Raw genomic sequence first — 13,839 nt, 5'->3', positions numbered from 1 at the left:
TCCTTCAGGGTGTTCAGATCAGATGGCGGCCACCATTCAAGGTGATATGGGTGCCGGTAATGTACGGATTGTCGAGCAGATGGCGCAGGCTCAGGTAAACCACTTCCGGCCCTGGCTCCAGGCCGAGAACCGATTTGGCCAGTGCCTTGCGGCGATAAGCTTCATCGTCGCCACTATTGAACTGGATCATGGCCGGGGATATTCCGTTGACCTTGATGGTCGGCGCCAGCAGGGCCGCGAAGGATAGCGTCAGGTTTTCCAGGCCGGCCTTGCTGGCCGCGTAGGCGATATGCTTCGCGCTACCCTTGCGGGTCACATCGTCGCCGATATGGACGATATCCGCCGGACCCCCGTATTTCAGCAGTTCGGCGCACCGCAGGTTGATGAGGTAGGGCGCAAGCATGTGGACCTGGAACATTTGCTGGAATGTTTCGGCTTCGTGGCCGGGCTTCTCGGACAGCCAGTCAGATGCGTTATGGACAATAGCGCGCAACTGGCCGGTGTGTGCGTGTACTGCTTCGATGAAGGCCAGGATGCCATCCGTTGTGGAAAAATCCGCCTGCAGCGCGGTAGCGCCACGTTTGCGCAAGCGCTCGACACTTTCGCGCTCGGTACGGTAACTGATGATCACCGGATGTCCGTCGCCCAGCAGGCGTTCGGCGCAGTGCAGTCCGATTCGTTGGGCTGCACCGGTAATGAGAATGGGCGCTTCTGGATTGCTCATCGAACATTCGCCAGACAATCTGGATCGGAGTAGGGCAGCTTACACGAGATCATCCGGGATCTCCGGCTGCAATTCCGGATACAGATTCCGGTGTTGGCTGAACAGAAAGCAGCGCAGGCGCTCCGCGTCTTCTTCGCTGGAAAAATCGAATCCGTAGGCAATCATGCCGTTTTCGGTCGTGCGTACCCGATGTGCGGTAATCGGCATCGGTGTATCACCCGGAAGCGGCAGGTAAAGATAGAAACGTTCGGGAGGTTCCTGTTCCGCTACGGTGTCCACCAACAAGCCATAAGGTGAAAGTTCATGCACACGCAGCATGCTTTCGTCACCCTCGGCGTTCAGCAAGGTGAGTGGTTGCGGCAGTAGCAGGCGCCAGGCACGCAGCCTTGGCCCATGTTCGTAGATGATCGGCGAAGCCATATGCAGGTGTTGGCTGTGAAACTCGTCTTCGCTCAGTTCGAGAGGAAACGACAGGCAAAAGCGCCCGAATTCCGCTTCTAGTGAAAGTGTCGAGCGACAGGCCAGGGTAGCCAGCAGGGTTCTTGTCCGGGAGTTGCCGTCTATCCGAAAGCCAAGGGAAGGTTGTGTGACTGTTTGAGTCGTACTGTTCATCAGGGTGTTGATGAAGGCCAGTTCTTCGCTGGAAACAATGTTCGCTGCCATGCGCGCCTCTTCTTCGATGGTAGGTAGGGCGCCGGTCCTTGGCCAAGGTCACCTGCTCGACAGCGATCAGATAGCTGTCGCTAATGCCGGAATCAGGTTTGGTGAGCCGATAATGCGCCATAATTTCCACTTGGTACACCGATAGGCCATGGGGCAGTTCGTGCCAGCGACACGGTTGCCCGGGATTGCGGTGTTAGACTTGAGCTCGATGGATTTACCCGTTGCTCAAGGCTGCCTGGCGAAGGCCTGCAAGTGTGGATAGAACGCCCGGAAGTCGGCAAGCAGCGGTTGGTACAAGCGCTCCAGATCACGCATACCTTCAGCCAACGGGTGTGGCCGCGATAGGCGCCGTCCAGTGTTGACCAGCACCTGTTCCAGTACTTCGAACTGCCGATAGCTACCCAGCCAGTCGTGTGCTGCCATGCGTGGTGCAATATGGCTCAGGCGGCCAGGAAGCTCTGCCTGGGTTTGCAGCAGGTGGTAGATGCGGGCGGTGAAGTTGTCCAGTGGCTCGCTCGAGTAATCCTGCCAGTTCGCTGCCAGGCAGTGATCGAAAAACAGATCGAGCAGGATTCCGGCGAAGCGTCGCCGTTCGCTAGGAAAGCGCGAACGGGCGGCAACTATCAGCGGATGGCTGTCGGTGAATGCGTCGATCCGGCGATGCTGGCGGATGCCTTCTTCGACGGCAACAGGCCAGCGCCCTTGCAGCGGCCCTTTGATGAAATCGCCATAAAGGCCACCGAGCTGGGCGGCGGAATGGGGACCGGCCAGATGAAGATGAGCAAGATAGTTCATGTTTCAAGAATAACAGAGCGCCGGGGGGTTGCTATCAGGCGGCGACACTCGGCTTTTCTTCGCTCCCGGATGCGAATTGCAGAGCCTGTTTTATGCCTTCCCTGGCTTCCCGTGCAATACCGCTGCGATTCCGCCCCGCCGTTTCGATGAGGGGCAGTAAATGAATCTCGACATCTACCGGCTCGTGGGCAAGCAGACGCCTGAGGTGCGAGAGCAGATCGTCAGCACCGATGAATGGCGCGATGGAATCCCGCTGGCCCCGGCGCAAATAGCGAATTGCCACAGGCTGTACGGGGACGCCGGTCGCGGTGGCGCAAGAGAGCAAGCGCGAATGGAAGATGCCGACCTGGCTACCGTCGGTGGTGGTGCCTTCGGGAAAGATCAGCAAAGGGTGTCCCTGGCGCAAATAATCGGCGAGCTGACGATGGAGCCCTTCAAGGTCGCCGCTGCCCCGGCGAATAAACAGCGTACCGGATTCCTGGGCCAGCCAGCCGGCGATTGGCCACTGGCGTACATCGTCTTTGGAGAGAAACGACATGGGTAGCCATTGGCCGAGCAGCGGGATATCCGTCCAGGAAATATGATTGGCCAGCCAGAGCGCGGGGCGCTCGGGAAGTGTGCCGCTTAGCTGAACCCGTAGTGGCAGGGCTGCAACCATGCGGGCAAGAAACCAGCGAGTGGCCCGCTGGCGGCGGGCGAGGCTGACGGGAACCAGGCAAGCTACGCAATGGAACCAGATTGCCATTGCCAGCCCGGCCGCCATAAGCGCGATCAGGCGCGAATAACTTAGATAACGCTGTATTATCCGCATAACTTGTACCTTCAGACCGCTGTTTTGAAATGCCTGGCGTAGCGTGGGCTCAGTTCGTCGCGCCGGAGCAGGATCAGCACATCGGCGGATTGGAATTCGGCATCCCAGCACGGCTCGCCACAGATCCGTGCGCCCAGGCGCAGATAGGCCTTGAGCAGTGGTGGCATTTCCGCGATGACGTTACCGGGTAGGGACATTCGTGGAAGCGGATTCCTGGGTTCGGCGCGCAGCTGATCGGTAGTTGGATAACGTTCGCGCAGGCGTTGTGTGATGGCCTGGGCCTGAATACCGCCATCACGCATGGGGATGCTGACGCACCCCATCAGGTACTGATAGTTACCCTCGTTCAATATTTCGGCCAATGTGCTCCAGAGCACCGCGATGGTCGCTCCGTTGCGATAATCGGGGTCGACGCAGGTGCGCCCCACCTCGAGCAATGGTGCATTGAGACCGGCCAGGCCGTGCAGGCTGAATTCCTGCTCGCTGTAGAAGCGCCCGAGACGGCGGGCGGCGGATTGGTCGAGCAGGCGGGTTGTCGCCACCAGGCGGCCGGAAGCAAGATCGCGCACACCGATGTGCAGGCAGTGTGCATCGAATTCGTCCATATCCAGTCCGGTTTCGGTGCCGTCCAGGCGAGCCTCGAATTCGGTACTGAAGACACGATAGCGCAGACGCTGGGCTTCACGCAGAGCCTGTTCGCCATACAAGCGTCCGGCTTGCAGGATGCGGGGTGATCGGGACTGGCTGAGAGCGGTGGTCATGCTGTCTGTTCCTGTACCATCTGGGTGGGCTATTCCGGCAGCGGTACCGGAGTTGCCGCTTGCGTTCGGCAATCTCCGGCTGCCGATTCAGGCTAGGCAGAGGCAATTTCAGACTTGTGACAAACTGGTGATCGCTGGGTGACAGGTCGGATGATTGGTGATCGATGCGCGTCTGTAACGTGGAAAGGTCTATAAACCCAGGTGGAGCGAGACGAACTCTTGCGCTGGTTTTCTCGGAATTGTCTTGATTGTGACGCGATCATCAATATTTGGCGGTTGTTCGTGTTGATGCTGGATTCGAAGCTTTATCGGGAGTCATCTCGCCTTAGGAGATTCATGTCGCTTTTCCGTATTTTGTTGCTTTATCAGGTAGTTGCTCTGCCTTGCCAACTGTGGATGAATCGATGAACATCGCCGGGCCGGTGTTCCCCTGGCGCGACGGCAACCGATTCCGCTTGCTGGTCGATGGGCCGCAGTTCTTTCCTTCGATGCTCGAAGCCATCGGCAAGGCTGAATACTGGGTGGATCTGGAGTTTTATCTGGTGGAGGATGGCCGGTGCGCCGAATCGATGGTGGATGCCCTGATCGCCGCTGCCGGGCGTGGCGTGCGTGTGCGCTGCCTGTTCGATGGTTTCGGCAGCCTGAAGCTGGGCCAGGCCCGGCGGGAGCGGCTCACTAATGCCAATGTCGCGCTGCGTTTGTACAATCCGCTGGCAATAAATCTGCGTTTTCGCAACCTGCATCGCGATCACCGCAAGATTCTGCTGGTGGATGGGTGCGTCGGTTTCGTCGGCGGGGCAGGGATCACCGATGAATTCTGGAATCCCGACAAACCCGACGAGCATTGGCATGAAGTCATGGTGCAGATGGAAGGGCCATTGTTGCAGGACTGGAAAGCCCTGTTCGATGCGCAATGGGTTTATTGCCGTCGCCGGCATATCTGGCAGCTTCCCTTGCCGATCAAGACGCCCAAGCTTCCGGTGTCCCCATCAGGTGGTCCGGGTATGGGGCGAGTAGCCTATTCGGCGGCACGACAGCATCGCGATGTACTGCACAATCTCTTGCGGCATTTACATCACGCTAAACAACGCATCTATCTGGCCACACCTTACTTTCTGCCTACCGGCAAGGTGCGTCGGGCCTTGATCCGTGCCGCACATCGCGGCATCGAGGTACGCCTGTTGCTGACCAGCCAGAATACCGATAATCCACCGGTTCGCTATGCCGGTCAGCGTTTTTACCCGCGCCTGCTGCGCGCCGGCGTGCGTATCCACGAATACCTGCCGGATTTTCTTCACTTGAAGATGGTTGTGGTGGACGATTGGATGAGCGTGGGTTCATGCAATTTCGATCACTGGAATCTGCTTTGGAATCTTGAAGCCAATCTTGAAACCACCGATCCGCCGGTGATCGCTGCAGCATTGGCTACTTTCGAGCGAGATTTCGCCCTGAGTCACGAGGTGACCCTGGAGAAATGGCATGCGCGACCACTGCTGAGCCGTATCCATCAACGTTTATGGGGATTGCTCGACCGGCTGTTGATGAGCCTGTTCAATCAGCGTCAGTAGCCGGATTTGGCAACCGATATGCAGGAGGAGCGTCATCGGTTGTGTGGGCGTTGCGACGTAACCTGTTCGGGCACAAGACAAGGTAATCGGAGAAACAACCGCTGATCCAATATTCATAACCCGTTCTACGAGGAGAAAACTCATGGGTGCCAAGAAAATTCTGATGCTGGTTGGTGATTATGCAGAGGATTACGAAACCATGGTGCCGTTCCAGGCGCTATCGATGGTTGGGCATATCGTCCATTCGGTGTGCCCTGGCAAGAAAGCGGGAGACCACGTGCGCACGGCGATCCACGATTTCGAGGGTGACCAGACCTACAGCGAGAAACCAGGACATAATTTTCAGCTAAATGCTGATTTTTCTGCAGCCCGGGTCGAGAACTACGATGGCCTGCTGGTCCCAGGCGGACGTGCCCCGGAATACTTGCGTCTGAACAGTGATGTGCTGGCCTTGGTACGTGCCTTCGACCAGGCGCGCAAGCCGATCGCGGCGGTCTGTCACGGGGCCCAGCTACTGGCAGCCGCTGGCATTCTCGAAGGCCGTGAATGCAGTGCCTATCCAGCCTGCGCACCGGAAGTGAACCTGGCGGGTGGTAAATACATGGACATCGCGATGGACAAGGCTCACATCCAGGGCAATTTGGTGACTGCACCGGCCTGGCCGGCCCATCCAGCCTGGCTGGCGGGTTTTCTGGCGCTGTTGGGAACCAAGATCGTTCTGTAAACAAGTGTGCAGCGAAAAAGCCCGGCATGATGGCCGGGCTTTTCGTTCAGACAGAAAACAACTTACTTCACTTCGGCCGCCAGGCTCTCAGCGATTTTTTTCTGCCACAGAGCTGGCCCGGTGTTATGCACCGACTCGCCCTTGGCATCGACTGCGACAGTTACCGGCATGTCCTTCACGTCGAATTCGTAGATGGCTTCCATGCCCAGTTCGGCGAACGCCAGGGTTTTCGACGCCTTGATCGCCTGGGCAACCAGGTAGGCGGCACCGCCTACGGCCATCAGGTACACGGCTTTGTTGTCCTTGATCGCCTCGATGGCGATCGGACCGCGTTCGGACTTGCCGATCATGCCCAAAAGGCCAGTGCTTTCGAGAATCTGCCGGGTGAATTTATCCATCCGGGTTGCTGTAGTCGGGCCGGCTGGTCCAACCACTTCGTCGCGAACCGGATCGACCGGGCCGACGTAGTAGATGAAGCGACCTTTTAGATCCACTGGCAATTTCTCACCTTTGTTGAGCATGTCCACCATGCGCTTGTGCGCGGCGTCGCGGCCGGTGAGCATCTTGCCGTTGAGCAGCAGGGTTTCGCCCGGTTTCCAGGCCAGCACGTCTTCCGGCGTGACGGTGTTCAGGTCGACGCGGCGGGCGGAGGGGCCGGCTTCCCAGACGATTTCCGGATAGGCGTCCAGGGGTGGAGCTTCCAGGGCCGCCGGGCCGGAACCGTCGAGTACGAAGTGCGCATGGCGAGTAGCGGCGCAGTTGGGGATCATGCATACCGGTAGGGAGGCGGCGTGGGTTGGGTAGTCCTTGATCTTCACATCCAGGACGGTGGTCAGGCCACCCAGGCCCTGGGCACCGATGCCCAGTTGGTTGACCTTTTCAAACAGCTCCAGGCGCAGCTCTTCGACGCGATTTTGCGGGCCACGGGCCTTCAGTTCATGGATGTCGATTTCATCCATCAGCGCTTCCTTGGCCAGTAGCGCGGCTTTCTCGGCAGTACCGCCAATACCCAGGCCTAGCATGCCCGGCGGACACCAGCCCGCGCCCATGGTCGGTACCGTCTTCAGCACCCAGTCGACGATGGAGTCGGAAGGGTTGAGCATGGCCATTTTCGATTTGTTCTCGGAGCCGCCACCCTTGGCTGCGACGTCCACTTCCACCTTGTCGCCAGGGACGATGGAGTAGTGGATCACTGCCGGGGTGTTGTCCTTGGTGTTCTTGCGGGCACCGGCCGGGTCGGCGAGGATCGAGGCGCGCAGCACGTTTTCCGGCAGGTTGTAGGCGCGTCGCACGCCCTCATTGATCATGTCGTCGACGCTCAGCGTCGCGCCGTCCCAGCGCACGTCCATACCAACCTTGACGAAGACGGTGACGATGCCGGTGTCCTGGCAGATCGGCCGATGGCCGGTGGCGCACATACGCGAGTTGATTAAAATTTGCGCAATCGAATCGCGCGCAGAAGGCGATTCCTCGCGCAAATAGGCCTCATGCATTGCCTGGATGAAGTCCACGGGGTGGTAGTAGGAGATGAATTGAAGCGAATCGGCGACGCTTTGTATCAGGTCTTCCTGCTTGATCACGGTCATGCAACGCGTCCTCATTTATTAGAGTAGGAACAATCGATGCGCGCCGGACAAGCGGACGCGCCATTAAATAATTTGAATAATAGGGTGCGGCAGTATAGCGCGCCTGAGCGGAGGAGACACCAGAACGCCGCTATGCATAAGGCGGCAGAATGCCAAGATTAGGGCCTCTTCCGACATAGGACCATCGGAGAGATGACGGCAGCTGGCGGGCAAAATGACAGTACTACCCGATAGGCATACGGTGGATGACCGTATTCTTCTTCATGGTGGCGAAGCCTTCAGGTTTTTTCAGCCTGGCCGACAAGGCATGAGCGGAGGAGTTCACCATGCGTACCCTGATCGTTCTGATTCTCGCTTTGTCCTGTGGCGCCTGTTCGAGTCGTGGCGCCGCGGATCGCTATATGGACAGCGCCTACGAAGCCTATGCGGCCAATGACTGCCTGGGGACATTGCTGGCCCTATCTCAGGCTGAGCGACAGCGTCGTGTCGGCAGCAGCATGCAGCCCGAGATTTCGCTGTTGCGTGGAAACTGCCTGGAGCGGCAGGGGTTGTTCGTCGATGCGGCGCAGACTTATCTCTTCATTCAGTCGCGCTATCCGTCCAGCGAGTATGCTTTCCGGGCAAAGGCCAGGCTGGAAACGCTGCGCCAACTCGGTCACTACCGTGTTGGCGATACTGTGGCCATCTATCCGGCCAAACCGTAAAACCGGGTTTTTTAGGGCTTGATTTCGATCAGCGTGCCATCTTTGACCAGTTGCCAGATTTCCTGCATGTCTGCGTTGCTCAGGGCGATACAGCCTTCGGTCCAGTCCAGGCTATTGAAGTACCACTCGGGATAGTTGTTATCCAGCGGTGTGCCATGCAGCATGATCATGCCTCCCGGAGAGACATTCTCGGCCTTGGAGCGCGCCAGATCCCGGGCATTGGGGTAGGAGATGTGCATGGAGAGATTGAATTTGTCGCTGGTCTTGCGCCAGTCGATCCAGTAAAGCCCTTCGGGCGTTCGCCGGTCCCCTTCGCGCCGCTTGGCTCCTTTGGGCTGTTTGCCCAGCGAAACCTTGTAGCTCTTGAGGGTTTCCCCCTTGCTCAACAGATGCAGTTTTCGTTCGGACTTCACTACCAGCACCTTGTCTATGGACTTGCCTTGCAAAAATGGAGAGACATTGGCGTAGGTGAATACTGCGAATGGTAGGCAGAATAAGGCAAGCAACCAGCGCATCTAGTACTTCCTGGATGAAAAGGGAAATCAGGCCTGTTGGCGGGACACATATCATCGATACGATGGCTGTGTTGCGAGCGGGAAAGGTTCGCAGTGCCCGGCTGGAGATGACGTATTCTAAGATACGAGCGGTGCTCGGGAAAGCCGGCGCCTGCCAGGGAATCGAACTTTGATTGAAAAATGAGGCCGCCATACGTTGCGCGTCGAAGTGCAAGGTAGCCGAGCGCTGGTTCTGGTTTGAGTAGCGCTCTTTTTTCATGCCATGATGATGAAAAACCGGAACGGGACACTGCATGCTGAGCGATATCATGTGTCGCGTGCGCAACCACTCGCCACGACTGCTGAAGTTCGAAGCGCCTTTGCCTGAGGCCGCTGTACTGATGCCAATTGTCAAATCGCGGCGGGTACCCGAGTTGGTACTGACGCTGCGTGCCAGCAGCCTGTCGAGCCATAGTGGTGAAGTGGCTTTTCCCGGTGGCCGCAGGGACCCCAATGATGCTGACCTGGTCCAGACGGCCTTGCGTGAAACGACCGAAGAGATCGGTTTATCGCCAGGCGTAGTGGAGCTTGTCGGCTCCTTGAGCAGTCTGGTTTCCCGCCATGGCATCCATGTCATTCCTTATGTTGGCCTGATTCCCGATTGTACTGAGTACCGGGCCAACGATGCCGAGATTGCGTCGGTTTTTTCGGTACCCCTTGATTTCTTCTGCACGATGCCACGGGAAACCACACACCGGATTGATCATCTGGGTACTACCTGGCACGTGCCCTGTTACCGCTATGGCGACTACAAGATCTGGGGGTTGACTGCGATGATGATCGTCGAACTGGTCAATCTCGTATATGACGCCGGGATCAAGCTACAAAAAGCTGCCGATCCGAATCCAAGGAGCTCATGACTGTGCAATATCGTCTTGGAGAGTTCTTCATTGAGAGCCACCCGCAAAGCTGGATTGCGCCGAATGCTACGCTGGTTGGCAAAGTGAAACTGGAGGCTGGAGCCAGCGTCTGGTTCGGTGTAGTGGCGCGTGGCGACAACGAGCTGATCCATATCGGTGAAAACAGCAATGTTCAGGATGGCAGTGTGCTGCATACCGATATGGGGCATCCGCTTATCCTGGGTACAGGCGTCACTGTCGGACATAACGTCATGCTGCATGGCTGCACAGTAGGCGATTACAGCCTGATAGGTATCAATTCGGTGATCCTGAACGGAGCGAAGATCGGCAAGCATTGTCTGATCGGCGCCAATACGCTGATTCCCGAGGGGCGAGAAATCCCCGATGGCTCTCTGGTGATGGGCTCCCCCGGCAAAGTGGTGCGCGAACTTACCGAAGAACAAAAAAAGCAGCTCGAAGCCAGTGCTGCTCATTATGTCGAGAACGCTCGCCGCTATGCGCGCGAGCTGCGCAAGCAGGTCGATTGATGAGGGGCAGGGAGCCCTCGCACAGAAGAGTGGCCGTCGGGTAATCCTCGCTCAGCCGAAAAAACCGTGGCATTCCCTTGCGCCAGCATCGGCTGCTCCCGTTCGCTTGAAGGAATTACCTGCTGGGCTGGGCAATGACGAGCGTCGCCGGATACTTGCCCGCTGCGACGAGCGGGCCAGGCTGCATGGATTCTACAAGTAAATGCTCGAAAGTCGGTCCGGGCGTTTGGAGTAAGGGCTTCAGACGTGCAGGATATATTCACGCACCAGCTTGCTGCCGAAGTAAGCCAGCATCAGCAGCCAGAAGCCGGACAGCGTCCAGCGCACGGCGATAAGCCCGCGCCAGCCGAAGTAGCGGCGTCCCAGCAGTAGAAAGCCGAAAACGATCCAGGCAATGACCGAGAGAAAGGTTTTGTGCACCAGATGCTGGGCGAACATATCATTAAGAAACAGCCACCCGGACAGCAACGAGGCGAACAGCAGCACCCAGCCAGCCGCGATAAAATTGAACAGCAGGCTTTCCATGGTCTGCAAGGGTGGAAAGTTCTTGATCAGGCCGGAAGGATGCTTGTGCTTGAGATTGTAATTTTGCAACAGCAGAAGCAGAGCCTGAAGTGCAGCAATGGTGAACATGCCGTAGGCCAGGATCGATAACAGGATGTGCGCCAGAATCCCCGGTTTTTCGGTAATAGGCGGTGCAGTTCCTGATGGCGCGAACTGGGCAAGCAGTACGGTTAGCATACCCATCGGAAAAAGCAGCAACAGCAAGTTGTCGACAGGTATTCGTCGCAGCGCCAGCAGCATCAGGCATATGATCGAAGCAGCAATCAGACTGGATGCGTTGAAGAAATCCAGGTGCAGTCCTGCCGGGCTCAGCAGTTGCTGGAATAGGCTCAGACTATGGGCAAGCAGGGCGAGAATGCCGATCCCGACCAGAATCCGTCTGTCTGGCGGGGTACGTTGCGCCAGACGCAGGCCTTGGTATCCAGTAGCGCCAGCATAAAGGCAGGCGGCAGCGAGGCTGGGCAGCAGAGGGTGCATAGTTATTGAGAACTGATTCGAAAAGAACCTGAGTGTGTCATAAACATACCAGCTGAAAAAGCTTCCAGGCCTTTCTCGACTGGAAAACACTGATTGGCGGACTATCGGCATACGGTTGGCGCCTTTTATAATCGTTATCCCAGCTAAGTGTGGAATGACTCATGTTCGAAAATCTTACCGACCGTCTTTCCCAGACTCTTCGCCATGTCACCGGCAAGGCCAAGCTGACCGAAGACAACATCAGGGACACACTGCGCGAAGTGCGTATGGCCTTGCTCGAAGCCGATGTCGCATTGCCGGTGGTCAAGGACTTCGTCGGCAAGGTCAAGGAGCGGGCAGTCGGTACCGAGGTTTCGAAAAGCCTGACGCCCGGCCAGGCTTTCGTGAAGATTGTTCGTACCGAGCTTGAAGAATTGATGGGATCGGCCAACGAAGACTTGGCATTGAACGCGGTTCCGCCTGCTGTGGTGTTGATGGCTGGCCTGCAGGGCGCGGGCAAGACTACTACGGTTGGAAAGCTGGCCCGCTTCCTCAAGGAGCGTAAGAAAAAGTCCGTACTGGTGGTTTCCGCCGATATCTATCGCCCGGCTGCCATCAAGCAGTTGGAAACGCTGGCTGCTGAAGTAGGGGTGACCTTCTATCCATCCGACTCGAGCCAGAAGCCGGTCGATATCGCCCAGGCAGCAATCCGCGAAGCCAAGCTCAAGTTCATCGACGTCGTGCTGGTGGATACTGCCGGCCGCCTGCATATCGATACCGGCATGATGCAGGAAATCCAGGCTGTCCACGCTGCCATCAAGCCGGTCGAGACGCTGTTCATCGTCGATTCCATGACTGGCCAGGATGCTGCCAATACTGCCAAGGCGTTCGGCGATGCCTTGCCACTGACAGGCGTGATTCTGACCAAGGTCGATGGCGATGCGCGCGGTGGCGCGGCGCTGTCCGTGCGGGCAATTACTGGCAAGCCCATCAAGTTTCTGGGGATGGGTGAGAAAAGCGATGCACTCGATCCATTCCATCCGGACCGGGTTGCCTCACGTATTCTCGGCATGGGCGATGTGCTGAGCCTGATCGAACAGGCCGAGCAAAACCTGGATCGAGAGCGAGCGGAAAAGCTCACCAGCAAGCTGAAGAAGGGCAAGGGATTCGATCTTGAGGATTTTCGTGACCAGCTCCAGCAGATGAAAAGCATGGGCGGTTTCGGAAGTCTGATGGAAAAATTGCCGGCTATCGGTGGCATTAACCTGTCGCAGATGGGCAACGTTCAGGACACGGCAGAGAAGCAGTTTTCCCAGATGGAAGCTATTATCAACTCCATGACGCAGGCGGAACGCCGTAACCCCGATATCATCAGTGGCTCGCGCAAGCGCCGTATCGCACTGGGGTCCGGTACCCAGGTGCAGGATGTCGGCCGAGTAATCAAGCAGCACAAACAGATGCAGAAGATGATGAAAAAAGTTACCGGAAAGGGTGGTATGGCCAAGATGATGCGTGGCATGGGTAGCATGTTTCCCGGTGGCGGGATGCCCAAGTTCTGAGGCTGTATGTAGCCCAAAAGGGATATTTCCGAAGCATTTGCTCAATCGTTTCGGCCACGATGCTTCGCAAAACGGATTTGCAAAGTGACGGATAATCCTTAGAATGTGCGACCTTCCGGGCCAAAGGCCCTTATGAATTCAAGATTTGCAGTAGCAACTACAGGAACAATCTTCACATGGTAACCATCCGTCTTGCTCGTGGCGGCTCCAAGAAGCGCCCTTTCTACCACCTGACCGTGACCAACAGCCGCAATGCTCGCGATGGTCGTTTCGTTGAGCGCATCGGTTTCTTCAACCCGATCGCTGCAGGTGGCGAAGTGCGTCTTTCCGTCGACCAGGAGCGGGTTTCTTACTGGTTGAGCCAAGGCGCACAGCCGTCAGAGCGCGTTGCCCAGCTCCTCAAGGACGCTGCTAAAGGCGTTGCTGCCTGAGCGAGATGAGCACGACGCCTGCTGCCGATGAGTTGCTGATTCTCGGCAAGATCGTTTCGGTGCATGGTGTTCGCGGTGAGGTCAAGGTTTATTCCTATACCGATCCGATAGATAACCTGCTGGATTATCGTCACTGGACGCTACGGCGAGGTGAGGAAGTCAGGCAGGTGGAACTGCTCCAGGGACGCCTGCAAGGTAATATCCTGGTGGCCAGGCTCAAAGGGTTGGAGGATCGGGAAGAGGCGAGAAGTTATGCTGACTTCGAGATTTACCTGCCCAAGCAGCAACTGCCTGTGCTTGAGGATGGCGAATACTACTGGTATCAGCTCGAAGGCTTGAAAGTCACCAATCAGGCTGGCGAATTGCTGGGTAAGGTTCATCATCTGCTCGAGACGGGAGCCAACGACGTATTGGTAGTTCGGCCCTGTGAAGATAGCCTGGACGATCGCGAAAGGCTGTTGCCTTATATCGATCATTGCGTTTTGAGTATCGACTTGGCTGCAGGTGAAATGAGCGTCGATTGGGACTCAGATTTCTGAGCGGCAGCGCAGT

The 13,839-nt window shown here is 57.2% G+C and carries 16 protein-coding genes; 8 read left to right on the top strand and 8 right to left on the bottom strand.

The genetic code is table 11. The annotated features are described in order from the left end of the window. Positions 1 to 13: 13 nt before the first annotated feature. From folM to FHR87_RS00225, 5 genes are all read right to left on the bottom strand, one after another. Positions 14 to 724, bottom strand: coding sequence for a dihydromonapterin reductase (gene folM / locus FHR87_RS00245; RefSeq protein ID WP_183164693.1), 711 nt, complete (start codon positions 722 to 724; stop codon positions 14 to 16). Positions 725 to 763: 39 nt separating this feature from the next. Then, positions 764 to 1,387, bottom strand: coding sequence for a PilZ domain-containing protein (locus FHR87_RS00240; RefSeq protein ID WP_183164692.1), 624 nt, complete (start codon positions 1,385 to 1,387; stop codon positions 764 to 766). Positions 1,388 to 1,612: 225 nt separating this feature from the next. Continuing rightward, positions 1,613 to 2,182: an acyl carrier protein phosphodiesterase gene (locus FHR87_RS00235; protein WP_183164691.1), complete on the bottom strand. Its 570-nt coding sequence runs from the start codon at positions 2,180 to 2,182 to the stop codon at positions 1,613 to 1,615. Positions 2,183 to 2,216: 34 nt separating this feature from the next. Next, the gene (locus FHR87_RS00230; protein WP_183164690.1) at positions 2,217 to 2,993 is read right to left on the bottom strand and encodes a lysophospholipid acyltransferase family protein; all 777 of its coding nucleotides are present in this window, start codon (positions 2,991 to 2,993) and stop codon (positions 2,217 to 2,219) included. Positions 2,994 to 3,004: 11 nt separating this feature from the next. Beyond that, on the bottom strand, positions 3,005 to 3,754 hold the full coding sequence (locus FHR87_RS00225) for a GNAT family N-acetyltransferase (protein WP_183164689.1): 750 nt from the start codon (positions 3,752 to 3,754) through the stop codon (positions 3,005 to 3,007). Between the two features lie 404 nt (positions 3,755 to 4,158). On the opposite strand from FHR87_RS00225, the gene FHR87_RS00220 reads away from it, so the two are divergent. Next, on the top strand, positions 4,159 to 5,322 hold the full coding sequence (locus FHR87_RS00220; protein WP_183164688.1) for a phospholipase D-like domain-containing protein: 1,164 nt from the start codon (positions 4,159 to 4,161) through the stop codon (positions 5,320 to 5,322). Positions 5,323 to 5,464: 142 nt separating this feature from the next. Next, complete coding sequence (locus FHR87_RS00215) at positions 5,465 to 6,046, top strand: DJ-1/PfpI family protein (RefSeq protein WP_183164687.1); 582 nt, start codon at positions 5,465 to 5,467, stop codon at positions 6,044 to 6,046. Between the two features lie 62 nt (positions 6,047 to 6,108). On the opposite strand, the gene FHR87_RS00210 is transcribed toward FHR87_RS00215, so the two are convergent. Then, positions 6,109 to 7,632 (bottom strand): fumarate hydratase, encoded by a 1,524-nt coding sequence (locus tag FHR87_RS00210; RefSeq protein ID WP_183164686.1) that lies wholly within the window; start codon positions 7,630 to 7,632, stop codon positions 6,109 to 6,111. A gap of 326 nt (positions 7,633 to 7,958) precedes the next feature. On the opposite strand from FHR87_RS00210, the gene FHR87_RS00205 reads away from it, so the two are divergent. Next, the gene (locus FHR87_RS00205) at positions 7,959 to 8,336 is read left to right on the top strand and encodes a tetratricopeptide repeat protein (protein ID WP_183164685.1); all 378 of its coding nucleotides are present in this window, start codon (positions 7,959 to 7,961) and stop codon (positions 8,334 to 8,336) included. 11 nt (positions 8,337 to 8,347) lie between these two features. Here FHR87_RS00205 and FHR87_RS00200 read toward each other — a convergent pair whose 3' ends face one another. Next, positions 8,348 to 8,851 carry a L,D-transpeptidase family protein gene (locus FHR87_RS00200; RefSeq protein ID WP_183164684.1) on the bottom strand — a complete coding sequence of 168 codons (504 nt, stop codon included), beginning with the start codon at positions 8,849 to 8,851 and terminating at the stop codon, positions 8,348 to 8,350. A gap of 293 nt (positions 8,852 to 9,144) precedes the next feature. On the opposite strand from FHR87_RS00200, the gene FHR87_RS00195 reads away from it, so the two are divergent. Both FHR87_RS00195 and FHR87_RS00190 read left to right on the top strand, forming a co-directional pair. Beyond that, complete coding sequence (locus FHR87_RS00195; protein WP_183164683.1) at positions 9,145 to 9,750, top strand: CoA pyrophosphatase; 606 nt, start codon at positions 9,145 to 9,147, stop codon at positions 9,748 to 9,750. A gap of 2 nt (positions 9,751 to 9,752) precedes the next feature. After that, positions 9,753 to 10,277, top strand: a complete 525-nt coding sequence (locus tag FHR87_RS00190; RefSeq protein ID WP_183165101.1) for a DapH/DapD/GlmU-related protein — start codon at positions 9,753 to 9,755, stop codon at positions 10,275 to 10,277. A gap of 240 nt (positions 10,278 to 10,517) precedes the next feature. Here the strand turns inward: FHR87_RS00190 and FHR87_RS00185 are convergent, their stop codons facing one another. After that, entirely contained in the window at positions 10,518 to 11,318 is an 801-nt protein-coding gene (locus tag FHR87_RS00185; RefSeq protein ID WP_183164682.1) for a cytochrome C assembly family protein, read from the bottom strand. Positions 11,319 to 11,479: 161 nt separating this feature from the next. Between FHR87_RS00185 and ffh the strand changes: the two genes are divergently transcribed. The 3 genes from ffh (at position 11,480) to rimM (ending at position 13,826) form a co-directional block, all read left to right on the top strand. Further along, positions 11,480 to 12,856: a signal recognition particle protein gene (gene ffh, locus FHR87_RS00180; RefSeq protein ID WP_183164681.1), complete on the top strand. Its 1,377-nt coding sequence runs from the start codon at positions 11,480 to 11,482 to the stop codon at positions 12,854 to 12,856. A gap of 176 nt (positions 12,857 to 13,032) precedes the next feature. Further along, positions 13,033 to 13,287, top strand: coding sequence for a 30S ribosomal protein S16 (gene rpsP, locus FHR87_RS00175; protein WP_183164680.1), 255 nt, complete (start codon positions 13,033 to 13,035; stop codon positions 13,285 to 13,287). Positions 13,288 to 13,292: 5 nt separating this feature from the next. Next, positions 13,293 to 13,826, top strand: coding sequence for a ribosome maturation factor RimM (rimM, locus tag FHR87_RS00170; RefSeq protein ID WP_183164679.1), 534 nt, complete (start codon positions 13,293 to 13,295; stop codon positions 13,824 to 13,826). Positions 13,827 to 13,839: the final 13 nt, after the last annotated feature.

The sequence above is a fragment of the Azomonas macrocytogenes genome, assembly GCF_014191985.1.
In the GTDB taxonomy this organism is placed as follows: Bacteria; Pseudomonadota; Gammaproteobacteria; order Pseudomonadales; family Pseudomonadaceae; genus Azomonas; species Azomonas macrocytogenes.
The sequence above is the reverse complement of the archived record's forward strand: the minus strand, read 5'-3'. Positions and strand labels throughout refer to the sequence as shown.